Here is a 25,944-nt window from a genome sequence, read left to right as displayed (position 1 = left end):
CGTACGCGCCGTACCGCTCGGGAAGACCGACACGAAGCTCGGCTCCGTCGGGTTCGTCGCCGTCACGTTCAGCACGACCGCCTTGACCCCGGTGGCCGGGATCCCCTCGACGCCGGCCACCGGCAGGGTGACCGAGGTGCCGCCCGCGACCTTCGCCTGCGGGACGCCCAGGCCCGTACGGGTGTCCATCAGCCGCTTCGGGCCGTAGTTGGTGTGCGTGGCGCCCGCACCGCTCGACGTGAAGTAACCGGTGACGTCCGCGATCAGGTCGACGGTGCCCTGGTTGTTGTAGAAGCTGACCTTCCCGTCCACCACGGGCACGACCACCAGGTTCGGGATCGTCTGGCCGGGGGTGAAGTTCAGGTTCGAGGCGCTGGAACGGGGCGTACCGCTGGGGTACACGGAAACGAAGCTCGGCTGCGTCGGGTTCGTCGCCGTCACGTTCAGGACGACGGCGGTCACGCCGCTCGCGGGGATCCCGCTGTTGCCCGCCACCGGCAGGGTGACCACACCGGCGGTACCGACCTTCGCCTGCGGGACGCCCAGGCCCGTACGCGTGTCCATCAGGCGCGTGGGGGTGACCGGGACGAACTTGATGTCCTTGACCGCCGCCACGACGGTGACCGGGAGGCTGGTGGCCACCTTGCCGTTCGTGGTGGTCGCCACGACCTGGAGCTGGTGGCTGCCGAGGGCCAGCGTGGTCGAGGCCGTACGGGCGGTGCCCGCCGTGGTCGCGACCGGCTTGTCGTCGACCAGCAGCTCGAACTTGCTCACCTGGGCGCTCGCCGTGCTGGTCTCCCAGGTGAGCGACACCGGACCGGGGGTCTCGACCGGGGTACCCGGCTGGGGCGCCACCCCGTTCACGGAGGTGATGTTCTGCTTCGCCGCCGGGCCGGACTGGCGGACGGAGGCCAGCTGCGGGTAGAGCGAGTTGCCCGGGCACTGGGTGTTGAAGCCGTCCCGGTGACCCGAGAGCGTCTTGAAGGTGTACGTCTGGCCGAGCGTGAAGTCGGTGCCGAAGAAGTTCTTCTGCGTGGCGCCCGCGGTCAGCGTCGTCGTGCCGTTCATGTCCCCGTCGTACTGGCCCAGCTTGTACGCGGCGATCTTGGAGATGGCGTCGAGCGCGGCGGTCGGGGCCCCTGCGGTCGTGTAGTCGCCCAGTACGGCGATGCCCGCGGACTCGGCGTTCCAGCCGTAGGTGTGCGCGCCGTAGACGGGCTGGTCCGCGCCGCCCTGGCGGCCCTCGAAGACCGTGCCGCACTTGTCGACGAGGAAGTTGTAGCCGAGGTCCCGCCAGCCGTTGCCCTGCACGTGGTAGACGTGCAGCGCGCGGACGATGGCCGCGGACTCGGAGCACTCGTACGGCTCGGTGGCCGCCGTGTGGTGGACGAAGACCGCCTTGACCTTGCCGCCGGGGAGGTAGATCGGGCCCTCGTCGTTCAGGGACTCGTCAGCGCCCCACGCGAGGCGCGAGACCGCGTCGGGCTTCGGCGCCGTGGAGGCGGGCCCGGGGGTCGTCGGCGGCGTGGTGGGCGGGTCGCCGTCCGCCGTCGGGAGGGCGAAGGCCACCGGGGCGGCGGCGAGGTCGCCCTTCTTCTTGCCCGGGGCGGTGCCCGGGTCCACCAGGTTGAGCTGCAGTCCGGCGGGGAGCGCGGCGGCCGTGCCGCCCACCCGTACCTCCGCACCGTCCGACGGGCCGACCCAGACGGGCTCGGTGGCGCCGCGGAGCCCCGGGCGCTTGCCGTCGAGGCCCGCCTTGGCCTCCTCCAGGGTGATCCACTTGGACCACTTGCCGGTCTGCGCGTCCCGGGTACGGGCCTCGATGGCGCCCTTGACGTCGGCGGCCGGGTCCGTCCAGGTGACGCCCAGGAGGCCGAAGGGCTTGGTGTCCTGCTGCGAGAGGACGGCCTTGCCGGTCCCCTGCGACTTCAGCGCGAGCTTGTGCACCTTGCCCGCGACGGGAGCGTTCGCCTTGCCCGAGGACCGGTAGCGCGCCCCCGCGTCGACGTCCAGGGAGTCCGAGCCGAAGCCATTGGCCGCCCCCTGGAATCCGAGTACCGCTACGACACCGAGCCCGGCCGCAAGAGCCGTCCCTCGCACTCGCCCTAGTCTCAAGATGTCCCAACCCCTGTTGTAAGTGCGCCATAACACATGTCCGACCGGCCGGATGCTACTGGCCATCGAATTTGGCTTGAACAGTGGGGTCTGGCTTGATTTTGGGGGGCGCGTACGCAAGAACCCCCGGGCCCGCTCGTCGCGGGCCGGGGGTTCTCGGCAGGGCCCGGGACCACCGGGCCGGGACTACTTGTCCTTCTGCTGTTCCTTCGCCAGCTCCGACGCCGGCGCCTTGCGGCCGCAGACCGCCTTCCAGTTCAACGGCCCGATTCCACCGCACCAGAGCTCCCCGTCGTCGGGGTTCTGCCGCCAGTCGTTCGTCAGGATCTCGGCGCAGCTCTTGCTCGGCGCGAAGCGCGGGCAGCGGCCGTCGGCCTTCTTGATGGTGTGGGCGCGGTAGGCGTCGATGCCCATCGTCATGTTGTCGGACTGCGGCATGTAGCGGTTGACCGACCAGGACGCCCCCATCGTGGCGAACAGCGCGACCGGGCACACCATGCCGGCCGCGAGCTGCCGGACCACCCGGCGGGGCACGACCCGGGCCGTCGGTTCGGCGCCCTGCGGCCGCAGGGTGCGCTCGGCCCAGCCGGAGCCGCGGTGGACCACGGCCATCATGCCGAGGACGGCCAGGATCATCAGGCAGTACATGATGATCCAGGTGGTGCGCGGGTAGAGCTGGACCGCCTTGTCGTGCGCCATGTGCGAGGCGAACCAGAAGCGGGCCAGCCAGGCGCCGGCCAGGGTGGCGGCGGCGGTGCGGACCATGATGCTGCGCAGTCCCAGACCGACGCCCAGGCCCACGGCGAACAGCAGGAGCAGGGCGAAGCCGCTCTGCCCGGCCATCTCCCCCGCCGTCGGCCAGGTCTGGTACTCCAGCTTCCCGGACCGGTCGGAGACCCAGCCCAGCACGTACGCCGGGTCGACGTACACGGCCAGGAAGGCGTAGCGGTCCGGCGTCTGGGAACCGAGCCGGGCCATCTGGTAGAGCAGCGGGGCGCCGACGACACCGGCCGTCAGCACGGTGATCCCGACGAACGCGGCGGCCCGCTTGACCACCGCGGACCCGGCGCGCCAGGGGAAGACGAAGAGCGCCAGCATGCCCACGCCGGGCGCGGCCCAGACGTACCAGCCGGAGTACCAGAGGAAGAGCAGGCCGAAGAAGAGGCCGAGGACCGCACCGCGCAGCAGCGTCCGGCGCAGCGGCCGCTCTCCGGCGCGGCGCATCTCGCGCAGCCAGTAACCGAGCAGCGGCAGCAGCACGAGCATGGTGGCGTGGCTGTACGGGCGGATCGGGTCCATGAAGAGGATGGCCGACGGGACGGCGATCAGCAGCGCCCAGAACGGGCGGAGCAGCAGCCGCCAGGCCAGGTACGTCATCGGGCCCGCGACGGCGGTGAAGAAGATCTGGAAGTCCTTGAGGGCGAATCCGGTCCCGCCCGGGACGTCGTAGCGGATCTTCGCCCAGACGGCCATCAGGCCGGGGAAGAGCGGCGGGTAGATGCCCGAGACGCCCTCGCCGTGCAGGAAGGAGTTGGCCATGGCGACCAGGGCGCTCGGGTCGCCCTCCTGACCGCCGAGCGGCCAGGGGGTACCGCGCAGTGCGACGACCACGCCGCCCGCCACCACGCCGGTGGCGAGACCCGCCAGGGCCGCGCAGACCAGGCGCTTCACCATCTGGTGGCGGGCCGCCCTGCCGCGGTAGGCGGTGTGGAGCAGGAGCGCGAGCAGCGGCAGGCCTATGACGGCCGCGTACTGCTGGAGCTTGGCGAGTCCGCTGACCTGCCCGACGCGGACCAGCGGGTTCACGCTGATGTGCGTGCTCAGCAGGGTGAACCCGAGGGCTGCCGCGAGGCTGACCACGACCTCGGCCAGCGGCAGCACCCAGCGCCGGGACAGCCACGCCCGGCGTGGGGAGACGGACGAGGGACGCCCGCCTTCCGCTGTCTCGGCGTGGCGGTGCTCCGAGCCGGCCTGTCCGACCGCCTCGGGGGCCAGGTGTGTCATCTCAGTCCGTTTCGTGGTGTGCGGATCGGCTCAGTTCTGGCCGGAGGTGAAGGCGTGCTTCGCCAGGGTGCGTGCGCCCTCCCGGTGCCCGCGGCGCAGGGCGCCGGGGAGCATGGTGAGCGCGTGCAGGCGGGATGCGCTGTGGAAGCGGGCCGCGCGGGCCGCCTTGGGCCAGCCGCGGGCGTCCATGCGCGCGGCGACCGCGGCGAAGTACCGCTCGGCCTCGGTGAAGCGGGTGCCCGAGAAGGCCTGCACCGACGACTCGCTGACGGCGTGCCGGCGGTACTGGAAGACCGTGGTCGAGTTGTCGATCACCATCTCCTCGCCGCCCTCCAGCAGGTCGACCACCAGCGCCAGGTCCTGGATCACCGAGTAGTCGTCGCGGAAGTTCACCTTGCGCAGCGCCTCGCCGCGCCAGGCGATGGAGGGGAAGTACAGCCAGTTGCCGCGCAGCACGCTGGCGGCCAGCTCCTCACCGGCCATCAGCCGGCGGCCCTTCACCTGCGGCGCGTACAGCCGCTTCTTGGTGTTGTCCGCGAGGCCGCCCTGTGTGACGCGGCCTTCGCCGTCGATGACCTCGACGCCGGGCTGGACCATGCCGATGCCCGGGTGGGCGGCGATGATCGAGCGCACGGTCTCCAGGTAGTGCGGGTGCAGGAGGTCGTCGCAGCCCATGATGACCACGTGGTCGGCCTCGGAGAGCTCCACGCACTTCTGGAAGTTCTTGGTGATGCCGAGGTTCCGCTCGTTGCGGGTGTAGTGGACCCGCTCGTCGCCGAGCTGCTCGAACCAGCCGGGTACGTCCGGCTCCTTGCCGTCGTCGATCACGACGAGCCGGAAGTCCGGGTCGGTCTGCGCGAGGACGCTGCGCACGGCGTCCTGCATCAGCTGCACGTCCCCGTAGTAGGGGAGCATGAAGTCGAAGGTCGCCATGGGGCGTCAGGCCTTCACGGAGTCGGAGTCGGCGTCGGCCTTTGCCCCGGCCTTCGCACCGGCCTCGGCGCCGGCCTTGACGTCTGCCGTGGCGTCGGCGGTCGCCCGCGCGGCGGGGACGTCCGAGCCGAGGCGCTCGTCGTTGTGCCGGACGCCCTCGTTGATGGCCACCGTCCGGGCGAGGTCGGTGATCTTCTGCTCCAGCGAACGGAAGCGCAGGAAGGTGTTGAGCGTGAGGAAGCCCATCGCGAGCACCATCACGTAGAGCACCAGGTCGGTGCCCCGGCCGACGCCGAGCTGCTGGGCGAGCCAGGTGACGTCGGTCGGGCGGAGCACCGCGTACACGTTGACGACGACGAACACCGAGAACGCTATGCGCTTCCAGGCCCGGTTCTTCGCCTGGCCCCAGGTCCGGATGAACATCAGCGCCATGGACACCGAACCGAGGATCAGCAGCAGCTGGATCCAGAAGTACTTCATCGACGCCCACGCTCCCGCAGCGAAATGTCAAAAAGGATGTTGACGCCGTTGATCAGGGACTGACCCTTGGCGCGTGAGTAATCGGTGTAGAGGATGTCCACCGGGACCTCGGTGACCCGCAGTCCGGAGCCGGCGAGGAAGCCGACGAGCTCGGACGCGTGGGCCATGCCGTTCATCGTGATGTTCAGCTGCTCCGCGGCCTTACGGCTCAGCACGCGCAGGCCGTTGTGCGAGTCGGTGAGCTTGAGCTTGCGGGCGGTGGGGCTGACCGCGGCGGCGGTACGCAGCACCACCTGCTTGATCCACGGCACCTGGCCGTTCTGCTCGATGAAGCGCGAGCCGAGCACCACGTCGGCCTCGTCGCCGCGCAGCACCGCGACCATCGTCTCGACGTCCTTGGTCTGGTGCTGGCCGTCGGCGTCGAAGGTGGCGAAGTACTGGGCGCCGGGCTGGGCGAGCGCGTACGTGAGGCCGGTCTGCAGCGCCGCGCCCTGGCCGAGGTTGACCGGGTGGCGCACCAGGTGGGCGCCGGTCGTGGCGATGTGCTTGGCCGAGTCGTCGGTGCTGCCGTCGTCGACGACGACGATGTTGGGGAACGTCTTGCGGGCCCCCTCGACCACCTCGGCGATCACCTGGCCCTCGTTATAGGCCGGTATGACCAGCCAGACATCGTCGTATTGGGACACGGTAGCTCCAGCGGAATGGGGCACAAACGAGTGCTCGGTGATCGGTGTGACGTCGTGGGCCGGCATGGTCATGTCCCGACCGCGCCCACGCCCGGGCTGCTTGTGTCGGCCATCTGCCCGGGCCCTTCGGTGGCTGCCGCAGCCGCTCCGGGGAAGCTCAGCCTCAGCGCGGCCAGCATAGCGAGCACGGTGGCGACGGAGCCGAGAGCGTAGGCGACGATCACGCGCAGGGCCACATCGCCCGGGATCAAGGTGATGCCCAGCAGGACCCCGGTGCCGAAGGCCCAGCAGAGCAGTTGCAGGTTGTGCCGCTTGAATACCATGAGCGCCTGTCCGAGCACCATCGCGAACATGTACGCCACGGTGCCCGCGGACATCAGGAAGAAGTCGAAGCAGCCCAGCCGCGGCTTGGCGCCGAAGAGCACCTCGATCAGCCACGGGCCGAGGACGGTGGCGGGCACGCCGCCGAGCAGGCCGAGCGCGCCGACGACCATCGCGATCCGGCGCAGCATCGCCCAGAACGCGGCGCGGTCGCCGGCGGTGAAGGCCGCGGTGAGGCCGCTCAGCAGGGACGCCTGGAGCGAACCGAAGACGAAGAGCGGCACCCGCGCCAGGACCAGCGCGCTCAGCAGCGCCGCGATCAGCACGCTGTCGGTCGGGGCCAGCAGTTTGGTGCTCACGACCGCCGCGTTGACGACGGCCTGCGACAGCAGGGTCGCGCAGACGAGCAGGCCCAGTCCGCTGTACAGCTCCCGCCAGGCGATCGGTGCGCCGGGTCCGACGGCGCGGAGCAGCGCCGGCAGGGTGACCAGCGTCGCCGCTACCGGCGCGAGGGCCAGGACGAGGCTGAAGGCGAGGGCCGAGTGCAGCCCGAGCAGCGCGCAGCCGAAGGCGAGCACGATCCGCAGGCCGCCGTCGACGGCGAGCTGGGTGCCGTACGCGGGGAAGCGGCCGAGGCCGGCCAGTACGCCCCGGGTGAGGTAGCAGACGGCCATGCCGGTGAAGGCGCCGCCGAGCGCCGCCACCAGGGCGCGGTCGCCCTGGAAGAGCAGGTCGGCGATCGGGCCGGCGCCGAGGCCCAGGACGAGCAGGGTCGCGCCGAGGATCGCGCCGGTCAGCAGGGTGGCCCGGCGCAGCACCGGGGCCGTGCCCTGGCCGAGGACCACACGGGCGGAGACGATCCGGGTGAGCTCCTGCTCGATGGGGAAGAAGACGCCGATGCCGATGGACATCACGATCGTCCAGAGCACCGAGACGTTCGCCATGTCCTGCTCGGCCAGGCTGTGGCCGGCCACGCCCAGGTGGACGTAGGAGGCCGCGCCGAGCACGACGGTGCCGCCGGCCACCGCGACGGTGCCCGGCGGCAGCGCCGCGGTCAGCTTGTTCAGCAGGGTCCTCATCCCGTGCGGCCGTCCCGGGCCTGGGCGGCCAGTGCCGTGAAGACCGGGGTGGCGAGCGCCTCGGCGAGCTGCTCACGCCAGTCGGGCAGCGGGGCCAGGCCGGCTTCGGCCCAGCTGTCGTGCGCGAGCACGCTGAAGGCGGGGCGGACGGCGGGGCGCACGAACGCCTCGGAGGTGGTCGGCCGGATCCGCTCGGGGTCCAGGCCGCTCAGCCGGTAGGTCTCGCGGGCCAGTCCCATCCAGGTGGTCCGGCCGCTCGCGGTGCCGTGGTAGACCCCGCCCATGGCCCAGCCCTTCAGCGCGGCCAGGCCGAGCTCGACCAGGTGGCGGGCCAGCGCGTAGGACCAAGTGGGCTGGCCGTGCTGGTCGTCGACCACGTCGAGGGTGTCCCGCTGGGCGGCCAGCTTCAGCATGGTGGCGACGAAGTTCGGCCCGTGCTCGCCGTACAGCCAGGCGGTGCGGACCACGTAGCCGTCCTGCGGCAGCAGTTCGGCCACGGCCTGCTCGCCGACCAGCTTGGAGCGGCCGTAGGCGTTGACCGGACCGGTCTCGGCGTCCTCGCGGTACGGCTCCGAGGCGTCGCCGGGCAGCACGTAGTCGGTGGAGACGTGGAGCAGTCGCACGTGGGCGGCGGCGCAGGCCTCGGCGAGGACGCGTACGCCGGTGCCGTTGACGGCGGTGGCGGCTTCCTCGGCGGTCTCGGCGCCGTCGACGTCGGTCCAGGCGGCGCAGTTCACGACCACGGTGACGCCCTCGACCGCGACCCGGACGGCGGCCGGGTCGGTGATGTCGAGGTCGGCGCGGCTCAGGCCCACGGCCTCGATCCCGGCGCGCTTCAGGACGGCCAGGACGTCCTGTCCGAGCATCCCGGCGGCGCCGGTGACGAGCCAGCGCCCGGCCAGCGAGTTGGTCCTCACTTCTGCAGGGCCGCCTTCGCCTTCAGCGGCTCCCACCAGGCGCGGTTCTCGCGGTACCACTCGATGGTGGCCTTGATGCCGTCCTCGAAGGTGACCTGCGGCGCGTAGCCGAGCTCGGCGCCGATCTTGCTGATGTCGATGGAGTAGCGGAGGTCGTGGCCCTTGCGGTCCTCGACCTGCTCGACCATCTCCCAGCCGAGGCCCGCGGCCTCCAGCAGCACGCCGGTGAGCTCCTTGTTGGTGAGCTCGGTGCCGCCGCCGATGTTGTAGACCTCGCCCGCGCGGCCCTTGCGCATCGCCAGGTCGATGCCGCGGCAGTGGTCGGAGACGTGCAGCCAGTCGCGCACGTTGCCGCCGTTGCCGTACAGCGGGACCTTCTTGCCGTCCATCAGGTTGGAGACGAACAGCGGGATGACCTTCTCCGGGAACTGGTAGTGCCCGTAGTTGTTGGAGCAGCGGGTGACCACCACGTCCATGCCGTGGGTGCGGTGGTAGGCCAGCGCCAGCAGGTCGGACGACGCCTTGGAGGCGGAGTAGGGGGAGTTCGGCACCAGCGGCCACTCCTCCGTCCAGGAGCCCTCGCTGATCGAGCCGTAGACCTCGTCGGTGGAGATGTGGACGAAGCGGCCGACACCGTGCTTGCGGGCGGAGTCCAGCAGGACCTGCGTGCCGACCACGTTGGTCATCACGAAGGGGCCGGCTCCGGCGATCGACCGGTCCACGTGGGACTCGGCGGCGAAGTGCACGACGACGTCGTGACCGGGCATCACCTGGTCGACGGCCTCGGCGTCGCAGATGTCGCCCTTGACGAAGGTGTATCCCGGGTGGTCCGCGACCGGCGCCAGATTCGCCTCGACGCCGGAGTAGGTCAGCTTGTCGAAGACCGTGATCCGAGCGGCGGCATCTGCACCGAGCTGCTGGCGGACGAATTCTGAACCGATGAAGCCGGCGCCGCCGGTCACGAGGATGCGCATAATACGAAGAGTCTAGCGGCCTGCCGAACGTCACATTCCCTTGGCTCGGCTCCCCCGCACCCTCTCGCATAGGGTTCACCCATGCGTGGAATCCTTTTGGCCGGTGGCACCGGATCGCGACTCTGGCCGTTGACCCGGGCCGTTTCGAAGCAGCTGCTGCCCGTCTTCGACAAGCCGATGATCTATTACCCCCTCTCCACCCTGGTGATGGCGGGTATCAGTGAAATCCTGATCATCACCACTCCCGAAGACCGGGACCAGTTCGAGCGACTGCTCGGCGACGGCTCGCAGTTCGGCCTGCGGCTGGAGTACGCCGTCCAGGAGCGCCCGGAGGGCATCGCCCAGGCGTTCGTCCTCGGCGCCGACTTCATCGGTGACGAGTCCGTCGCGCTGATCCTCGGCGACAACATCTTCCACGGCAGCGGCCTCGGCACGCGGCTCGCCGAGCACACCGACTCCAAGGGCGGCCGGGTCTTCGCGTACCCGGTGGCGGACCCCACGGCGTACGGCGTGGTGGAGTTCGACGAGAACGGCCAGGCCATCTCCATCGAGGAGAAGCCGGTCAAGCCCAAGTCCCGCTACGCGGTGCCGGGCCTGTACTTCTACGACAACCAGGTCGTGGAGATAGCCCGCGGCCTCAAGCCGAGCGCCCGCGGCGAACTGGAGATCACCGCGGTCAACGACGCGTACCTCCAGGCCGGCGAGCTCAACGTCACGATCCTCGACCGCGGTACCGCATGGCTGGACACCGGCACCTTCGTCTCGATGGTGCAGGCCTCCGAGTTCGTCCGCGTGATCGAGGAGCGCCAGGGCTTCAAGATCGGTTGCATCGAGGAGGCGGCCTGGCGGGCCGGCCTGATCGATTCCGCACAGCTGCGCGAGCTCGCCCAGCCGCTCACCAAGAGCGGTTACGGCGACTACCTGCTGGCCCTGCTCGCCGAGGAGGACGCCCGATGAAGTTCCGTGAACTCTCCATCGAGGGCGCCTTCGAGGTGACCCCGCAGCTGCACGGGGACCCGCGCGGCCTGTTCACCGAGTGGTACCGCTTCGACCGGCTCGCCGAGGTGGTCGGCCACCCGCTGAACCTGGCGCAGGCGAACCTCTCGGTCTCCTCCGCGGGCGTGGTCCGCGGCATCCACTTCGCCGACGTGCCGCGCGGCCAGGCCAAGTACGTGACCTGCGTGCGCGGCGCCGTGCTCGACGTCATCGTGGACCTCCGGGTCGGCTCCCCCACGTTCGGCAAGTGGGAGGGCGTGCGCCTGGACGACGTGGACCGCCGCGCGGTCTACATCCCCGAGGGCCTCGGCCACGGGTTCTGCGCGCTGAGCGACGACGCGACGCTGTCGTACCTGTGCTCGGAGACGTACAACCCGACCGGCGAGCACTCGGTGCACCCGCTCGACGCCGACCTGGCCATCGAGTGGCCGGCCGACGTGCCGCTGCTGTCCGCCCGCGACGAGGCCGCCCCCTCGCTGGCCGACGCGGTCGCGTCCGGGCTGCTGCCCGACTACGCCGCCTGCAAGGAATTCACCGAGTCGCTCCGCGTGAGCTGACCGCGGCCGAACGAGCCGTACGGCAGGAGGGCCGCACCCCGGGCGGGGTGCGGCCCTCCTGCCGTTCCGCTCCCGGCGTTCCCCGACCGCACCGGGACGCGGGTGCCGCGTCCCGGCTGCCCGCGTCACGGCGGCCTTAGACGTATCTGCTGGGCAGTACCGGAAGCGAAAGAACCGTGCCCAACCCCTCCAGCCTCCCGCCGGGGGCCCGTAGCTCACACGGGTGAACCAGGCCAACTGGGCTGGCTTTCAAGGGGGTTCGCTGGCATATGCTCGCCGCGACACCCCAGACATACGTCGGCCCCCGGCGGGACTCGCAATCCCGGCCGAGGGCCTGGCCAACCAGGAAGTAGCACCTTCCCGATGGATGCCCCGCAGCCTACCGTCATCGCGCGCGCCTCGGTCCGGAATCCCGGCGAGACCCCCCGATCCGGTGTAGTGCACGTCAACGCCCGGCACACCCGCCGCTTCACGGTCGTCGGCAACCACCTCGCCCAGCACCCCGAACTGTCCCTGACGGCCCGCGGTCTGGCCCTCTACATCCAGTCCCTGCCGACCGGCGCCCGCATCGGCATCAAGGACCTGGCCCCGCAGTTCCCCGAGAGCGAGCACCGGATCGCCGGAGCCCTGCGCGAGCTGGAGACGTACGGCTACCTGCGTCGCACCCGGGAGCGGCTGCCCAACGGCCGGATGGTCACCCGTACGGTCTCCTACAACCGCCCGGGCTGCCTGCCCGAGGACCGGGAACCGGCCGAACCGGACCCCGAACCGGACCCCGTACCGGCGCGCGTGCCGGCGCCCGCGGCAGCGCCGTCGGCACCGCCTCCCCCACTGCCCGAGCCGCGTGACCCCGTTGATCCCTTCCGGTGGCAGGTGGCCGCCGCCCTCCTCGCCGAGCTGCGTCGCGTCGACCACCGGCTCCTGCTGGGCGCCGAGGACATCGACCGGCTCGCACCCGCCGTCGAGGCCTGGCTGGAGCGCGGAGCCCGGCCCGAATCCGTCATCGCCGTCCTCACCGCGAACCCGCCGCCGCAGATCCGCAACCCCGCCGGTCTCATCGCCCACCGGTTGACCGCCCAGCTCCCACCGCCACTGGAGCCCGTACCCCGCGCGCCGGCCTTCGTCCCGCCCGATCCCTTCCAGACCTGCCAGACCTGCGACCTCGCGTTCCGCGCCCCCGCGCCGGGCCACTGCCGGAGCTGCCACCCCGATCTGAAGGGGACTGCCTAGCATGAAGGTGATAACTCGGGCCCACGGGCACAGGAGCCGCCGCCGTGACCACCGCCCCGAACGATGAACAGCAGGGCACCCTGCTCTACCAGGTGATGCGCCGCACCCCGGCTCCTTCGACCCCCGCACCCTCATCGCCGCCATCGAAATCGTCTCCCGCTCCAACCCGGACAACGACTGGATCGGCAAGATGCGGGACTACCCGCTCCTCGGCGTTCCCGTCTACGCCGTCTTCGATCCGCGTACCGGCAGTGGCGCCGTCATGACGGACATCCACAGCACACCCGACGGCCCCCGGTACGCCACCCGCAAGGACTTCGTCTCCGGCGAGGACGTCACCATCGCCGACTGGACCATCTCCACCGAGGGACTCCCCCGCTACGCCTGAGCCACCCCGGGCACGACGAAGGGCCCCGCCCCACCGCCGAAGCAGTGGGACGGGGCCCCCCCGTCAAACATGGTGCCCGCTCGCGCGAGCTACCAGGTCAGAGCACGAAATTACTTCGTGATCTTGGTGACCTGGCCGGCGCCCACGGTACGACCACCCTCACGGATGGCGAACTTCAGGCCCTCCTCCATGGCGACCGGCTGGATCAGCGCGACCGTCATCTCGGTGTTGTCGCCCGGCATGACCATCTCCGTGCCGGCCGGCAGGGTGACGACACCCGTGACGTCCGTGGTACGGAAGTAGAACTGCGGACGGTAGTTGTTGAAGAACGGGGTGTGACGGCCACCCTCGTCCTTCGACAGGATGTAGGCCTGGGCCTCGAACTCGGTGTGCGGGGTGACCGAACCGGGCTTGATGATGACCTGGCCGCGCTCGACGTCCTCGCGCTTGATGCCACGGAGGAGCAGACCGACGTTCTCGCCCGCCTGGCCCTCGTCGAGCAGCTTGCGGAACATCTCGATACCGGTGACCGTGGTGGTGGTCTTCTCTTCCTTGATACCGATGATGTCGACGGTCTCGTTGACCTTCAGGACACCACGCTCGATACGGCCGGTGACGACCGTACCGCGACCGGTGATCGTGAAGACGTCCTCGACGGGCATGAGGAACGGCATCTCGGTGTCACGCGGCGGGGTCGGGATGGCCTCGTCGACGGCGTCCATCAGGCCGAGGAGCTTGTCGCCCCACTCCTTGTCGCCCTCGAGCGCCTTCAGCGCGGAGACGCGGACGACCGGCAGGTCGTCGCCCGGGAAGTCGTACTCGGAGAGGAGCTCACGGACCTCGAGCTCGACGAGCTCCAGGATCTCCTCGTCGTCCACCATGTCGGCCTTGTTCAGGGCGACGACGATGTACGGAACGCCGACCTGGCGGGCCAGGAGCACGTGCTCCTTGGTCTGCGGCATCGGGCCGTCGGTGGCGGCGACCACGAGGATCGCGCCGTCCATCTGCGCGGCACCGGTGATCATGTTCTTGATGTAGTCCGCGTGACCCGGGCAGTCGACGTGGGCGTAGTGACGCGCCTCGGTCTGGTACTCGACGTGCGCGATGGAGATCGTGATACCGCGCTGGCGCTCCTCAGGAGCCTTGTCGATCTGATCGAAGGCCGAAGCCGCGTTCAGGTCCGGGTACTTGTCGTGCAGCACCTTGGTAATGGCGGCCGTGAGGGTCGTCTTACCGTGGTCAATGTGACCGATGGTGCCGATGTTGACGTGCGGCTTAGTCCGCTCGAACTTCGCCTTCGCCACGGGGGTCCTCCTGAGAGTGGTTCTGTACGCCTTACAGATCGGCGCCAGGTGATCTTTGCTGGATAGCCGGCTCCCCCGGGGCAACGGGAGAGTTACTCCTGTTGCCCCAGAGGCTCCGGTGGCAAGCCTAAAGCGTGAACTCGGAAGAGTTACTCGCCCTTGGCCTTCGCGATGATCTCCTCGGCGACGTTCCGGGGAACCTCGGCGTAGGAGTCGAACTGCATCGAGTAGCTGGCGCGACCCGAGGTCTTGCTGCGGAGGTCTCCGACGTAGCCGAACATCTCCGAAAGCGGCACGAGGCCCTTCACGACGCGAGCGCCGTGACGCTCCTCCATGGCCTGGATCTGGCCACGGCGGGAGTTGATGTCGCCGATGACGTCACCCATGTAGTCCTCGGGCGTGGTGACCTCAACGGCCATCATCGGCTCAAGGAGCACGGGAGAAGCCTTGCGCGCGGCCTCCTTGAAGGCCTGCGAACCGGCGATCTTGAACGCGAGCTCGGAGGAGTCGACCTCGTGGTAGCCACCGTCGAGAAGCGTGACGCGAACGCCCGTCATCTCGTAGCCGGCCAGGATGCCGAACTGCATGGCCTCCTGCGCACCGGCGTCGACCGAAGGGATGTACTCCTTCGGCACGCGGCCACCGGTGACCTTGTTCACGAACTCGTACGCCGGACCGTCGGTCTCGGTGATGGGCTCGATCGCGATCTGCACCTTGGCGAACTGACCGGTACCACCGGTCTGCTTCTTGTGGGTGTAGTCGTGACGCTCGACGGCCTTGCGGATCGTCTCGCGGTAGGCCACCTGCGGCTTGCCGACGTTGGCCTCGACCTTGAACTCGCGCTTCATACGGTCGACCAGCACCTCGAGGTGCAGCTCGCCCATACCGCCGAGGATGGTCTGGCCCGTCTCCTCGTCCGAGTGAACGTGGAAGGAGGGGTCCTCCTCCGCGAGACGCTGGATGGCGACACCCAGCTTCTCCTGGTCACCCTTGGACTTGGGCTCGATGGCGACCTGGATGACCGGGGCCGGGAAGTCCATGGACTCCAGGATCACCTGGTTCTTGTCGTCACACAGCGTCTCACCGGTGGTGGTCTGCTTCAGGCCCATGACGGCGACGATGTCGCCGGCGCCCACCGAGTCGATCTCCTCACGCTTGTTCGCGTGCATGCGGTAGATCTTGCCGATGCGCTCCTTCTTGCCCTTGACGGAGTTCAGCACCGCAGTGCCGGCCTCCAGGCGGCCCGAGTAAACCCGGACGAAGGTGAGCTTGCCGAGGTGCGGGTCGCTCATGATCTTGAACGCCAGCGCCGCGAGCGGCTCGTCGTCGGAAGGCTTGCGCTTCACGACGAGCTCGGGGTCCTTGACGTCGTGGCCTTCGATGGCCTCGATGTCCAGGGGCGACGGCAGGTAGCGGACGACGGCGTCGAGCAGGGGCTGGACGCCCTTGTTCTTGAACGCCGTACCACAGAACACCGCGGTGATCGTGGGCTCGCCCTTGCCCTTGCCGGAGCCGAGGATGATGCGACGGACGGCGGCGTGCAGCTGCTCCACGGACGGCTCGTCGCCGTTCAGGAAGAGCTCCATGATCTCGTCGTCGTTCTCGGCGACGGTCTCGACGAGCTTCCCGCGCCACTCTTCAGCGGCCTCGGTGTGCGTGTCGGGGATGTCGACGATGTCGTACATCTCGCCCTTGGTCGCCTCGGCGGACCAGACGAACGCCTTCATGGTGACGAGGTCGACGACGCCCTGGAAGTCAGCCTCGGCGCCGATCGGGAGCTGCATGACGATCGGAACCGCGCCGAGGCGGTCCTTGATCATGTCGACACAGCGGTGGAACTCGGCGCCGGTGCGGTCCAGCTTGTTGACGAAGCAGATGCGCGGCACGCCGTAACGGTCGGCCTGACGCCACACCGTCTCCGACTGCGGCTCCACACCGGCGACACCGTCGAACACGGTGACGGCACCGTCGAGGACGCGGAGCGAACGCTCCACCTCGACCGTGAAGTCAACGTGACCCGGGGTGTCGATGATGTTGATGGTGTGGTCGACGTCCTCGAGCGGCCAGTGGCAGGTCGTCGCGGCGGACGTGATCGTGATGCCGCGCTCCTGCTCCTGCTCCATCCAGTCCATCGTGGCAGCGCCGTCGTGGACTTCACCGATCTTGTAAGACACACCGGTGTAGAACAGGATGCGCTCGGTGGTGGTCGTCTTGCCCGCGTCGATGTGGGCCATGATCCCGATGTTGCGGACCTTGGCCAGGTCAAGCGAAGTGGTAGCCATATCGGCTCAGTCTTCTCTCGGTCTCGATGTGGGTTTGAACTACCAGCGGTAGTGCGCGAAGGCCTTGTTGGACTCGGCCATCTTGTGCGTGTCCTCACGCTTCTTGACGGCAGCGCCAAGACCGTTCGAGGCGTCGAGCAGCTCGTTCATGAGGCGCTCGGTCATGGTCTTCTCGCGGCGGGCGCGGGAGTAACCCACGAGCCAGCGCAGCGCGAGGGTCGACTGGCGGCCCGGCTTGACCTCAACCGGAACCTGGTAGGTCGCGCCACCGACACGGCGGGACTTGACCTCGAGGGACGGCTTGACGTTCTCCAGCGCGCGCTTCAGCGTGATGACCGGGTCGTTGCCGGTCTTCTCGCGGAGGCCTTCCATGGCGCCGTAGACGATGCGCTCGGCGGTGGAGCGCTTGCCGTTCAGGAGGATCTTGTTGATGAGCGAGGTCACCAGAGGAGATGCGTAGACCGGGTCGATGATGACCGGGCGCTTCGGGGCGGGGCCCTTACGAGGCATTCTTACTTCTCCTTCTTGGCGCCGTAGCGGCTGCGGGCCTGCTTGCGGTTCTTGACAGCCTGGGTGTCAAGCGCACCGCGGATGATCTTGTAACGAACACCCGGCAGGTCCTTCACACGGCCACCACGCACGAGCACGATCGAGTGCTCCTGCAGGTTGTGTCCCTCACCCGGAATGTAAGCGGTGACCTCGATGCCAGAGGTCAGACGCACACGCGCGACCTTACGCAGCGCCGAGTTCGGCTTCTTCGGGGTGGTCGTGAACACACGCGTGCAGACGCCGCGACGCTGGGGCGAGGCCTCAAGCGCGGGGGTCTTTGTCTTCTCGACCTTGTCCTGCCGGCCCTTACGGACCAGCTGCTGGATCGTAGGCACTACTTCTCCGGTTTCTGTGTGCCGTGTAGTGAAGCTAACCTGGAACATTTGCCGACCCACGCGGTCGGGTGTGTCGGATCCGGCGGACCTCCGCGCAAGCACGGAAACGCATGGATCGCGGTGGCCGATACGGGCTCTCCTGCGGTTGATGGACACGCACGGGAGCCCAGGCACACCCCAGGCACAAGGTCTGAGCGTACCTACCGCAACCACTCCGGTCAAAACAAAAGCCCGGCCGCCGGAGCCGGGAGACGGCCACGACCCGTGCGCCGCACGGGCGACACCCCCGTGCGGCCCCGCCGACTCGCGGATGTGGTAGTGCCGTGGTATGGACGGCCAGGTCAGGCCCCCCGGGAAGGCGGCGACCGCCCCGTACGAGCACACGCGCGAGGCCCGCCGCGGGACCCCGGGCGCGGCCCGGTACCTGCCCGGCGAACTAAACTGCCGAGCGCTTCGGACCAAACGGCACGATCATCAGGGGAGCGGGACATTGGGGACGGTCACCTCGCAGCCGGCCACGGCGCACGGCCCGCGCCCCGACGGCGGCCGGGACCTGCCCGCCCCCCGACGGCGCCGGGCCCGCCCCGCCCGGCTGTACGGACCCCTGCTCGCCTTCCTGATCACCTCGGGGGCGTTCTGCGCGGCCTGGGTGGCGCGCGGCACCTTCCCCTTCGGCGACACCGGCCGGGCCGTCAACGACCAGGCCAACCAGTACGTGCCGTTCCACCGCGCGCTCTGGGACCTGGTCCACGGGCAGGCCGCCGGTGACGTGCTGTTCACCTGGCGCGGAGGTTTCGGACAGCAGTTCCTGTCCGACTACTACACCTACCTCGGCAACCCCTTCTCGTGGCTGACCGTCCTGGTCCCGCGCGCCCACGTCGACCTGGCCGTCTTCGCGCTCACCCCGGTCACCATGGGCACCGCCGCCGCCGTGATGACGGTGTACCTCGGCAAGCTGCACCCCGGTCCGTGGTGGCAGCGCGGCGTCCTCGGCGCCTGCTACGGCCTGTGCGGCTGGGCGCTCAGCGACGCCTCGTACATCCCCATGTGGCTGTGGGGCCTGGTCGCCCTCCCGCTGCTCGGCATCGCCGTCGAGTGGTGCCTCGAGGAGCGCCGCTGGCCGGGCGCGGCCCTATTGGTCGCGCTCGCCTGGTACGGGAACTTCTACACCGCGATGATGGCCACGATGGCCGCCTGCGTCCTGCTGGCCATCCGGCTGATCACCCACGACATGACGGGCCGGCGGCTGCGCGCCCTGGGGCGGGCGGCGACGGCCGCCGCGACCGGGGTGACGCTCACCCTTCCGCTCCTCCTGCCGTCGTTCCTGTCCAGCGGCTCCGCGCAGCCCACCCAGGCCGCCGCCTTCGACCCCGTCCGGATCGAGGTCTTCCTCGCGGGCATGCTCCCGGCGACCCACCTGTGGGGCGGCCGCCCGCGGCTCTACGTGGCCTCGCTCGGACTGATCCTCGCGGGCTCCTTCGTCTTCAACGCCGCCGTCGCGAGGAGGACCCGCCTGGTGTGGGCGGCCGCGATCCTGCTCGTGGCCGGCTCGTTCCAGTTCCCGCCCACGCAGTACGTGTGGCACGGGCTGGCGGTGCCCAACGGCAACCCGTACCGCGAGGCCTTCGTCTTCAGCGGCATGGTGGTCGTCGTGGCCTGGCTGTCGCTGGCCGCCCGGCCGCGCCCGCCGCACCTCGCGCTCGCCGCCGGCCTGCTGGTCGCGGCCACCTTCGTACTGCGGCACACCGACGACTTCGGCGGCTGGACCTGGCCCGCGGTGCTGGGGGGCGGGGCCGTGTCGCTGCTGGCCCTGATCCTGCTCGCGCTGGGTGAGGGGCGCCGGTACCTGATCCCCGTCGCGGCCGTCCTCATGGTCGGCGTGGTCTTCGCCGAGTCCACGGTGGCCGCGGCGAGCGCGGACGCCCGCCGGGCCCGCGAGCGCTGGGCGAAGCCGACCGCCACCTCGAACCGGTCGATCGGTGACCACTACGAAGCCGTCCGCCGGGTGGACGGCTGGCCCGCCTACCGGACCGACTCGGGCGGGCCGCAGACCTCGTACAACGACGCCCTCGCCCTGCGCGCGGAGGGCCCGCAGTACTACAGCAGCTACCTCCCGGAGGCCACGTACCGGGCGCTGGAACCCCTCGGCTACGGCTTCAAGAACGACGGCCGGACCTTCTTCGGCGCCGACAATCCGGTGCTCGACGCGATCTTCTCGATCGGCGCGCGGGTCCGGCCCGGGAGCGCACCGGGCAGCTGGACGGGCTCGAAGTTCCCCGCGCCCCCGCTGGTCACGGTCCGCTCCGCCCCGTACACCTCGCCGAACCCCGCGGCCAGCGTCTACGCCCGCCAGGAGAACGTCCTGGGCGCCACCGTCTACCGGGTCCCGCAGGTCACCCGCGGGGGCAGCGCCACCGAGCAGACGTACGCGGCGCAGTGCACCCCCGGCTCCGAGGCCTACTGGTACTCCCCCGAGGTGTACGGCACCCTGCGGACCACGGGCGCCGAGCTGCGGCTGGAGGACCAGATGACCGGCGTGATCCCGCTGGGCGAGGTCCCCGCCTCGGGCCGGGTCGACGTCACGGTGCACACCCGCACGCAGGGCGCGACCGCCGGGGACCACCCGCTGGGCTGCCTGGACCGCGCGGCCCTCGGCGCGGCGGTCGCCCGGCTGAGCGCCGGCGGCGCCACCGAAGTAAAAGCGAGCGGCCACACCATCGCGGCCACCCTTCCCGAGGGCGCGTCCGGCACCGCGGTCTTCGCGATGACGGATATCCCGGGCTGGCAGTGCTCCGCCCCGGTGCGCGACTTCCACGGTCTGGTGTCCCTGCCCCTGAGCCCCGGCACGAGGAAGGTCTCCTGCACGTTCACCCCCAAGGGCCTCACCACGGGCCTCGCCGGCGCCACCCTCGCCCTCCTGGCCCTGGCGTCGGTCACGGTGGCGGGCGCACGCCGCCGCCGCGCGGGCGCCGACGCCCGACCCGGGCACTGTCCGTGACCGTCCGTACTCATTCGAGTGGTTCCGGATCTGCGAGCGGCCCGCGGTCAGTACATTGACCGCCCTGACGCATCGGGGCGGGGGGCCGCATGAATGGGGAGAACCTCCGGGGCGACGGAGGGCTGGACGACCGGGTCCCCTTCCTGGCCCGGCTGGAGAACGAGGACGGGACGGCGTTACGCGCGCTCGGCCGTGAGCTGGCGTTCGCACCGCGCGACCGCCTGATCCACCAGAACGAGCCGTCGTCGCACATCCTGCTGGTCCTGCACGGCTGGACGAAGGTGACCGTCGCCGCACCCAACGGCTACCAGGCGCTGCTCGCCCTGCGCGGGCCCGGCGACATCCTCGGTGAGTCCGCCGCCCTCACCGGCCGCGTCCGCTCCGCCACCGTGACCGCGCTGGAGCCGGTCCGGGCGGTGGCCGTCGACCCCGAGACCTTCCGCGCGTTCCTCGCCGCCTTCCCCGCCGTCGCCCTCCAACTGCTCGCCCTCACCTCCGACCGCACCCGGGCCGCCGACCGGCGCCGCCTGGAGTTCGCCTCGCTGAGCGTGCGCGAGCGCCTCGCCGTCCTGCTCCTGGACCTGTCCAGGACCCACGGCCGCGCCACCGCCGCAGGCGTCGAGCTGACCGTTCCGCTCACCAAGGAAGAGCTCGCCGGAGCCGTCGGGGCGTCCCGCGAGATGGTCCAGCGGGAGCTCAAGGAGCTCCGCGAACGCGGCGTCGTGATCACCGGCCGCCGCGCGCTGGTGATCGTACGGCCGGACGTACTGCGCCGGATCGGCCAGTCGCAGCACTAGGGGGGTGTCCGGAGCCGACGGCGCCTTCAGTGCAGGGCGTCACACTCCGGGTGCGTCATCCGCCCTCACGGCATCGCGGCCGTCTGCCCCACTCTCTTGTCACAGCAGGGATCCGCCGGGATCCACCACGAGAGGCGATCATGAACGACCCACTCCCCCGCACCATCCTCCTGGTCGACACCGAGCGCTACAGCGACCGCGACGACGTCCAGCAGGCCTTCCTGCGCCGGATGCTCTACGACGTCGTCGACCGGACCCTGCTGGCGGCCGGAATCGACCAGACGTTACGGCTGCGCGCCGACCGCGGCGACGCGATCATGGAGATGATCGACCCGAGCGCGCCGCTGACGACACTGCTGCGCGCCCTGCTGACCGAGGTCCCCGCCCAGCTGCGCGCCGTGAACCGGCTGGCGGCCAGCTCGGCGCAGATCCGGCTGCGGGCCGTGCTGGCGACCGGGTACGTCGCCGTCGACGAGTTCGACGGCTGGGTGGGCACGGACCTCAACCACGCCTGCCGGCTGCTGGACGGCGAACCCCTGAAGCAAGCCCTGCGCGAGCGTACGGACGACTACGCGCTCTGCGTCTCGGAGCCGGTGTACGCCGGCATCGTGCGGCACAACCACACCGGAATCCCGGCCGACGAATTCACCGCGGTCACCATGCCCAGCAAGAACGGCCCGCTGGGCGCGTGGCTGTACGGACCACTGCCGACGGGGGGCCCGGCGCCGGAGCCCGAGGGGGACTCCGGCGCCGGGACAGCCGCAGCGCCCACCGCGCCGGCCGGGGCGGTGGGCCAGATCAACGGCGGGCAGTTCGGCGGCGTCAACCACGGCATCGACGGCGGCGTCTTCCACGGCGACATCCGGCTGGGCGGCGGTGACGGCCGATGAGCACACCGGTGGCGGAGGCCGCGGTCGCGGCGGAGGGCCCGGACCGGCCGGAGTCCCCGGCCGAGCCGGCGGCCGCGAGCGCGGCTCCGGCTCCGGCTGCGGTTCCGGCCGAGGAAGCACCCCAGAGCGCCTACGACGCCCGGCGCGACCTCTTCCGCGGCATCCCCGACGCCATGCGCGGCGGCGTCGGCGGCGGGCAGTTCGGCGGCGTCAACCACGGCATCAGCGGCGGCACGTTCCACGGCGGTGTCACCGTGAACCACCTGATGGTCGGCGGCGCGGCGCACACCTCCGGCGAGGTCCCCGGAGCCACGCTCACCCGCCTCGACGCGGTGTTCGCCGAGGACGGCAGCAACTTCCGGGATCTGCTGGAGCAGCTCCGCAAGGAGCGCGTCCTGGTACTCACCGGCCCCCGCTTCACGGGCCGGCGCACCGCCGCGCTGCTGCTCCTGCGGCGCCTGGGCACCGCTTCGGTCCATTCGCTGGACCGGAGCACGTCCCCCGAGAACCTGGCCGACGGGCTCGCCGCCGGAGAGTCGCGCGGCTACGTCCTGTGCGACCCGATCACCACACGGGACCAGCCGCTGCGCGACACGCACCTGCTGGCCGCCAGGGACCGACTCGGCGACCACGGCCTCCTGGTGATCACCGCCGGTCCGCACACCCATCTGGAGGGCGTCCCGGGCCACCGCTGGCAGCCTCCCGGCACCGCGGCCGTCCTGCGCTCCTCGCTGCGCGCCCGGCTGGACGACGAAGCCGAGTTACGGCGACTGCTGGAGCTGCCCGCCGTCACCGACTTCCTCAGCGGCCACCACCAGCTCCGCGAGGCCGCGCGGTTCGCCGAGGTACTGGGCCGGCACTCGCTCCACGGCTCCGACGCGTCGGAGATCGAGACCTTCTACCTGGGCGCCCTGGAACAGCAGATCCAGGAGTGGTTCGAGGACGCGGACGGCACGCTGCACCTGCGGGAGAAGGCCTTCCTCGTCGCCCTCGCCGCCTTCCACAAGGGGCCCTACGCCCTCACCGCCGAGCTCAGCGACCTGCTGTTCGGCCTCCTCCAGCGCACCGAGGACCCGGACGTGCCCGCGGCCGTCCCCGTCTTCGGCACCAACCCCGCCAAGCGCCTCCAGCTGGCCCGCGCCGTCCGCTACCCGAAGGAGGAGCAGACCGAGTGGGGTCCGGTCACCCAGTCGATGGCCGCCTTCCAGGACGACCGCCTCGCCGCGGTCCTGCTCCGCGAGGTGTGGACCGGCCACCCGTCCGCCCGCCCCGCCCTGGTCGGCTGGCTGCGGCTGCTCGCCGCCGACGGGCGGTCCTTCGTACGGACCCGGGCCGCGTCCACCGTCGCCGTACTCGCCCTCCACGACCTGCCCTCCGCGATGGCCCTGGTCGTCGAGGACTGGGCGCTGTCCGACCGCCCGTGGCTGCGGATCGGCGCCGTCAACGCCCTCGCGCTCGCCCACATCATCGGCACGCCGAACATCCCGCGGATCATCGACCGCTGGTGCGCCGACGAGGACGCCCACGCGCGCCTGCGCTGGGCCGCGATCCGCGTCCACGGCCTGATCGGGGACGAGCGGCCCGTGGAGACCGTCGAAGCCCTGCGCGTGGCCGTCCGGCGCGACGGGAACGACGCGGCGATGCTGCTCGAACTCGCCCAGTCCGTCGAGCTGCTGCTGCTCTCCGACGCGCGCGACGAGGTCCTCGCCGAGGTGCTGCGCACCCGCGACGACGACCGGGCCGCGGTCGACCTCGCGCTCGACGGTTTCCTGCGCGCCTGCCGGCACACGGAGGACGACGAGCCGTACGGCCGCCCGCTGGTCCTCGACTGGTACGCCCGGGCCGCCACCGAGCGTCCGCACTCCGCCCGCGGGATCGCCGAGCTGTGGCGGGCCGCCCTCGGCCGCCTCCCCAACCAGGACGCCCTCGACGTGCTGCACGACTGGGTGGTGGCCGCGGACCGCGACCACGCCGCCGAATGGGCGCTCGCCGCCCTGCTGCCCGCCCTGGTCACCCGCGCCAACGAGCGGGAGCGGCTGCTCCACCTCCTGCGCGAGCAGAACCACGGGGTGGTGAACGCCGCCGCCGAGCGCCTGCTGACCGTACTGCCGACCCGCTGAACCGAGGAGAAGCCGCACGATGTCCGATCCCCGCCGCCACCCCGACTGGGAGCAGCCGGCCGACCGGCGCACCCAGCTGATCGACCCGGTGATCACCGTCCAGCAGCTCGGGCGGTTCGAGGTGTTCCGCAAGCTGCAGACCCGCATCGACCACGCCCTGGTCTTCTCGACCGCCAAGGGCGGGTACGCCGCCTTCCTGCCGCCGCAGCGGCCGGGCTCCACCCGCGGCTACACGGCCGTCTACGAGGTGGACACGGGAGTCCACCACTTCCGGGCGGAGATCGAGCTCCCCAGCGACAACGACGCGTTCCAGTTCGTCGTGGTCGTGGAGATCAGCTGGCAGGTGACGGACCCGGCCCGGTTCGTGGAGAGCCGTCACCGCGACGTGCCCCGGCTGCTGCTCGGCGAGCTGGAGCAGGCCGCCCGGCCGGTCGCGCGGCGCTTCTCCATCGCCCAGAGCGCCGACGCCGAGGGAGAACTGCTGCGGGCGCTGCCCGCGGCCGGCCCGCTCGGCCGGACGTGCGGGCTCCAGACCTCGTGGACCGTCCGGCTGCGGCGCGACCAGGAGAACATCGACCACCAGCTGCGCATGCAGGCCATCCACCACGGCACCGACGAGCAGATCCTCACCGAGCGGCTCGGCATGCGCTACGACGCCCAGCTCGACGAGCGGGCCCGCCGGCAGGACGAGCTCACCACGGAGCGGGCCCTGGCCTACGGCGGCCGGCAGCACGAGCTGGCCCTGCGGCAGCAGCAGTGGGAACACCAGCAGCGCCTGGAGCTGAGCCGGCAGCAGGCGGAGCTGCAGCGGGTCGAGGCCGAGAAGATCGCCTTCTACCAGTACCACCTGGAGCAGGGCGGGGTGCACGCGTGGGCCCTCCACCTGGCCCAGCACCCCGAGGACTCGGCCCTCGTCATGCGGACCATGCGCGAGGACCAGCTCCAGATGATCCGGGACCAGATGAGCCTGGTCAGCCAGGTGCTCGGGGACGGCGGGGCCGAGCGGCACGAGTTGCAGGGACCCAAGCAGCTGGCGCTGCGGGCCATGAACGACATCCTGAACCAGCGCCTCCCCGGCGTCCCCCACGACGCGGCCCCGCCCTATCCGGGCCCGCTCCCGGCCCCGCCCCCGCAGCCGCCGGCGGGCCCGCCCGGGGTACCGGTTCAGGGTGTTCCCGTACCTGGCTACGGTCCGGCCGCACCGCAGCCGCCCGCGCCGTACGGACCGACCGCACCGCAGGCGCCCGCGCCGTACGGGCCGGCCCCGACCTTCGCCCAGTGGGAGCCGCCGCCCGGGTACGGGACCGCTCCCGTACAGCCGCCGGCGCCGCCCGGCCCCGCGGCCGAACGCGGATCCGAGCCCGAGCCCGAGGCCGGACCCGAGGCCCAGGCGGCCCCGGCCCCGGCCCGACCCCAGGAACAGGCCGTCGACGGGAGGCCCCAGCCGTGACCACCACCCCCACCCCGACCCCACCGTCGGCTCCACCCGGCGGTGAGGCCGCCACCAGGCTCCTCGCCGACCTGCGCGGTGAGATAGCCCGCGCCGACAGCAAGGCCTCGGTGCTGGTCGGCGCCCTCGGGATGACCGCCGGGGTGATCAGCGCCCTGCTCGCCGGGAAGGGCTGGCGGCCGGGCTCGCTCTCCACGCCCGGGACGGCCGTGTGGTGTGCGGGAGCCGCCGCCCTGGCCCTGGCCCTGCTCGCCCTGCTGCTGGCGGTGCTGCCCCGGTACCGCTCGACCGAGTGGCGACCGGGCTCCCCGCTCTCGTACTTCGGCGACATCCGCTCGGCGGTGCGCCAGGGCCGCCTCGCCGAGGCCCTCGCCGACACCGACCGCGACCCCGCCGCATCGCTCATGGCGGCGCTCGCGGAGAACAGCCGGATCGCCGCCCGCAAGCACCAGTGGATCAGGACCGGCCTGTTCGCCTTCTGCACCGCCACGGTGTTGCTCCCCGCCGCCCTGCTCATCGGCTGACGTCTCCGATACGAC

General features: G+C 71.0%; 21 protein-coding genes and 1 pseudogene. 10 read left to right on the top strand and 12 right to left on the bottom strand.

Annotated features, from left to right (window positions below):
• From ACFCZ1_RS24305 to rfbB, 8 genes are all read right to left on the bottom strand, one after another.
• Positions 1–2,100 (bottom strand): N-acetylmuramoyl-L-alanine amidase (locus ACFCZ1_RS24305; RefSeq protein WP_376680386.1); only part of this gene is annotated, 2,100 nt, incomplete at its 3' end.
• Positions 2,101–2,301: 201 nt separating this feature from the next.
• A complete protein-coding gene (locus ACFCZ1_RS24300; RefSeq protein ID WP_376680385.1) occupies positions 2,302–4,119 on the bottom strand; it encodes a hypothetical protein in 1,818 nt (605 codons plus the stop codon).
• 30 nt (positions 4,120–4,149) lie between these two features.
• Complete coding sequence (locus ACFCZ1_RS24295; protein WP_376680384.1) at positions 4,150–5,052, bottom strand: glycosyltransferase family 2 protein; 903 nt, start codon at positions 5,050–5,052, stop codon at positions 4,150–4,152.
• A 6-nt stretch (positions 5,053–5,058) separates the two neighbouring features.
• Positions 5,059–5,532, bottom strand: coding sequence for a DUF2304 domain-containing protein (locus tag ACFCZ1_RS24290; protein WP_376680383.1), 474 nt, complete (start codon positions 5,530–5,532; stop codon positions 5,059–5,061).
• Positions 5,529–6,218 (bottom strand): glycosyltransferase family 2 protein, encoded by a 690-nt coding sequence (locus ACFCZ1_RS24285; RefSeq protein WP_376680382.1) that lies wholly within the window; start codon positions 6,216–6,218, stop codon positions 5,529–5,531. The genes ACFCZ1_RS24290 and ACFCZ1_RS24285 overlap by 4 nt, the downstream gene beginning before the upstream one ends.
• A gap of 68 nt (positions 6,219–6,286) precedes the next feature.
• Positions 6,287–7,618 (bottom strand): lipopolysaccharide biosynthesis protein, encoded by a 1,332-nt coding sequence (locus ACFCZ1_RS24280; protein ID WP_376680381.1) that lies wholly within the window; start codon positions 7,616–7,618, stop codon positions 6,287–6,289.
• On the bottom strand, positions 7,615–8,535 hold the full coding sequence (gene rfbD, locus ACFCZ1_RS24275; protein WP_376680380.1) for a dTDP-4-dehydrorhamnose reductase: 921 nt from the start codon (positions 8,533–8,535) through the stop codon (positions 7,615–7,617). The genes ACFCZ1_RS24280 and rfbD overlap by 4 nt, the downstream gene beginning before the upstream one ends.
• The gene (gene rfbB, locus ACFCZ1_RS24270) at positions 8,532–9,509 is read right to left on the bottom strand and encodes a dTDP-glucose 4,6-dehydratase (protein WP_376680379.1); all 978 of its coding nucleotides are present in this window, start codon (positions 9,507–9,509) and stop codon (positions 8,532–8,534) included. Before rfbB ends, rfbD begins: the two co-directional genes overlap by 4 nt.
• 81 nt (positions 9,510–9,590) lie before the next feature.
• Between rfbB and rfbA the strand changes: the two genes are divergently transcribed.
• The 4 genes and pseudogenes from rfbA to ACFCZ1_RS24250 form a co-directional block, all read left to right on the top strand.
• Positions 9,591–10,466 (top strand): glucose-1-phosphate thymidylyltransferase RfbA, encoded by an 876-nt coding sequence (gene rfbA / locus ACFCZ1_RS24265; protein WP_376680378.1) that lies wholly within the window; start codon positions 9,591–9,593, stop codon positions 10,464–10,466.
• Positions 10,463–11,062: a dTDP-4-dehydrorhamnose 3,5-epimerase gene (rfbC, locus tag ACFCZ1_RS24260; RefSeq protein WP_376680377.1), complete on the top strand. Its 600-nt coding sequence runs from the start codon at positions 10,463–10,465 to the stop codon at positions 11,060–11,062. Before rfbA ends, rfbC begins: the two co-directional genes overlap by 4 nt.
• 363 nt (positions 11,063–11,425) lie before the next feature.
• A complete protein-coding gene (locus tag ACFCZ1_RS24255; protein ID WP_376680376.1) occupies positions 11,426–12,292 on the top strand; it encodes a helix-turn-helix domain-containing protein in 867 nt (288 codons plus the stop codon).
• A gap of 94 nt (positions 12,293–12,386) precedes the next feature.
• Positions 12,387–12,680 (top strand): annotated as a pseudogene (locus ACFCZ1_RS24250) (Uma2 family endonuclease); the annotation flags it as partial.
• Positions 12,681–12,790: 110 nt separating this feature from the next.
• Here the strand turns inward: ACFCZ1_RS24250 and tuf are convergent.
• The 4 genes from tuf to rpsL all read right to left on the bottom strand — a co-directional run bounded on the left by tuf (position 12,791) and on the right by rpsL (position 17,150).
• Positions 12,791–13,984 (bottom strand): elongation factor Tu, encoded by a 1,194-nt coding sequence (gene tuf / locus ACFCZ1_RS24245; RefSeq protein WP_376680375.1) that lies wholly within the window; start codon positions 13,982–13,984, stop codon positions 12,791–12,793.
• A gap of 149 nt (positions 13,985–14,133) precedes the next feature.
• On the bottom strand, positions 14,134–16,266 hold the full coding sequence (gene fusA / locus ACFCZ1_RS24240) for an elongation factor G (RefSeq protein WP_376680374.1): 2,133 nt from the start codon (positions 16,264–16,266) through the stop codon (positions 14,134–14,136).
• A gap of 39 nt (positions 16,267–16,305) precedes the next feature.
• A complete protein-coding gene (gene rpsG, locus ACFCZ1_RS24235; RefSeq protein ID WP_007265894.1) occupies positions 16,306–16,776 on the bottom strand; it encodes a 30S ribosomal protein S7 in 471 nt (156 codons plus the stop codon).
• 2 nt (positions 16,777–16,778) lie between these two features.
• On the bottom strand, positions 16,779–17,150 hold the full coding sequence (gene rpsL / locus ACFCZ1_RS24230) for a 30S ribosomal protein S12 (protein ID WP_007265893.1): 372 nt from the start codon (positions 17,148–17,150) through the stop codon (positions 16,779–16,781).
• A gap of 490 nt (positions 17,151–17,640) precedes the next feature.
• On the opposite strand from rpsL, the gene ACFCZ1_RS24225 reads away from it, so the two are divergent.
• The 6 genes from ACFCZ1_RS24225 (at position 17,641) to ACFCZ1_RS24200 (ending at position 25,929) form a co-directional block, all read left to right on the top strand.
• The gene (locus ACFCZ1_RS24225; RefSeq protein WP_376680373.1) at positions 17,641–20,148 is read left to right on the top strand and encodes a YfhO family protein; all 2,508 of its coding nucleotides are present in this window, start codon (positions 17,641–17,643) and stop codon (positions 20,146–20,148) included.
• A gap of 89 nt (positions 20,149–20,237) precedes the next feature.
• Entirely contained in the window at positions 20,238–20,945 is a 708-nt protein-coding gene (locus tag ACFCZ1_RS24220; protein WP_376680372.1) for a Crp/Fnr family transcriptional regulator, read from the top strand.
• 140 nt (positions 20,946–21,085) lie between these two features.
• Positions 21,086–21,835: a hypothetical protein gene (locus ACFCZ1_RS24215; protein ID WP_376680371.1), complete on the top strand. Its 750-nt coding sequence runs from the start codon at positions 21,086–21,088 to the stop codon at positions 21,833–21,835.
• Complete coding sequence (locus ACFCZ1_RS24210) at positions 21,832–23,955, top strand: hypothetical protein (protein ID WP_376680370.1); 2,124 nt, start codon at positions 21,832–21,834, stop codon at positions 23,953–23,955. Before ACFCZ1_RS24215 ends, ACFCZ1_RS24210 begins: the two co-directional genes overlap by 4 nt.
• A gap of 19 nt (positions 23,956–23,974) precedes the next feature.
• A complete protein-coding gene (locus ACFCZ1_RS24205) occupies positions 23,975–25,405 on the top strand; it encodes a hypothetical protein (RefSeq protein ID WP_376680369.1) in 1,431 nt (476 codons plus the stop codon).
• Positions 25,402–25,929 carry a Pycsar system effector family protein gene (locus ACFCZ1_RS24200; protein WP_376680368.1) on the top strand — a complete coding sequence of 176 codons (528 nt, stop codon included), beginning with the start codon at positions 25,402–25,404 and terminating at the stop codon, positions 25,927–25,929. Before ACFCZ1_RS24205 ends, ACFCZ1_RS24200 begins: the two co-directional genes overlap by 4 nt.
• Positions 25,930–25,944: the final 15 nt, after the last annotated feature.

Origin of the sequence: Streptomyces sp. NPDC056224 (assembly GCF_042267665.1) — a bacterium.
In the GTDB taxonomy this organism is placed as follows: Bacteria; Actinomycetota; Actinomycetes; order Streptomycetales; family Streptomycetaceae; genus Streptomyces.
The sequence above is the reverse complement of the archived record's forward strand: the minus strand, read 5'-3'. Positions and strand labels throughout refer to the sequence as shown.

Excerpts from the sequence above, each read along its gene's own strand:
- ACFCZ1_RS24280 (WP_376680381.1), bottom strand. The coding sequence starts at position 7,618 with ATGAGGACCCTGCTGAACAAGCTGACCGCGGCGCTGCCGCCGGGCACC.
- ACFCZ1_RS24210 (WP_376680370.1), top strand. The coding sequence starts at position 21,832 with ATGAGCACACCGGTGGCGGAGGCCGCGGTCGCGGCGGAGGGCCCGGAC.
- ACFCZ1_RS24295 (WP_376680384.1), bottom strand. The coding sequence starts at position 5,052 with ATGGCGACCTTCGACTTCATGCTCCCCTACTACGGGGACGTGCAGCTG.
- fusA (WP_376680374.1), bottom strand. The coding sequence starts at position 16,266 with ATGGCTACCACTTCGCTTGACCTGGCCAAGGTCCGCAACATCGGGATC.
- ACFCZ1_RS24255 (WP_376680376.1), top strand. The coding sequence starts at position 11,426 with ATGGATGCCCCGCAGCCTACCGTCATCGCGCGCGCCTCGGTCCGGAAT.
- rfbA (WP_376680378.1), top strand. The coding sequence starts at position 9,591 with ATGCGTGGAATCCTTTTGGCCGGTGGCACCGGATCGCGACTCTGGCCG.
- rfbB (WP_376680379.1), bottom strand. The coding sequence starts at position 9,509 with ATGCGCATCCTCGTGACCGGCGGCGCCGGCTTCATCGGTTCAGAATTC.
- ACFCZ1_RS24215 (WP_376680371.1), top strand. The coding sequence starts at position 21,086 with ATGAACGACCCACTCCCCCGCACCATCCTCCTGGTCGACACCGAGCGC.
- ACFCZ1_RS24220 (WP_376680372.1), top strand. The coding sequence starts at position 20,238 with ATGAATGGGGAGAACCTCCGGGGCGACGGAGGGCTGGACGACCGGGTC.
- ACFCZ1_RS24290 (WP_376680383.1), bottom strand. The coding sequence starts at position 5,532 with ATGAAGTACTTCTGGATCCAGCTGCTGCTGATCCTCGGTTCGGTGTCC.
- rpsG (WP_007265894.1), bottom strand. The coding sequence starts at position 16,776 with ATGCCTCGTAAGGGCCCCGCCCCGAAGCGCCCGGTCATCATCGACCCG.
- ACFCZ1_RS24205 (WP_376680369.1), top strand. The coding sequence starts at position 23,975 with ATGTCCGATCCCCGCCGCCACCCCGACTGGGAGCAGCCGGCCGACCGG.
- ACFCZ1_RS24300 (WP_376680385.1), bottom strand. The coding sequence starts at position 4,119 with ATGACACACCTGGCCCCCGAGGCGGTCGGACAGGCCGGCTCGGAGCAC.
- rfbC (WP_376680377.1), top strand. The coding sequence starts at position 10,463 with ATGAAGTTCCGTGAACTCTCCATCGAGGGCGCCTTCGAGGTGACCCCG.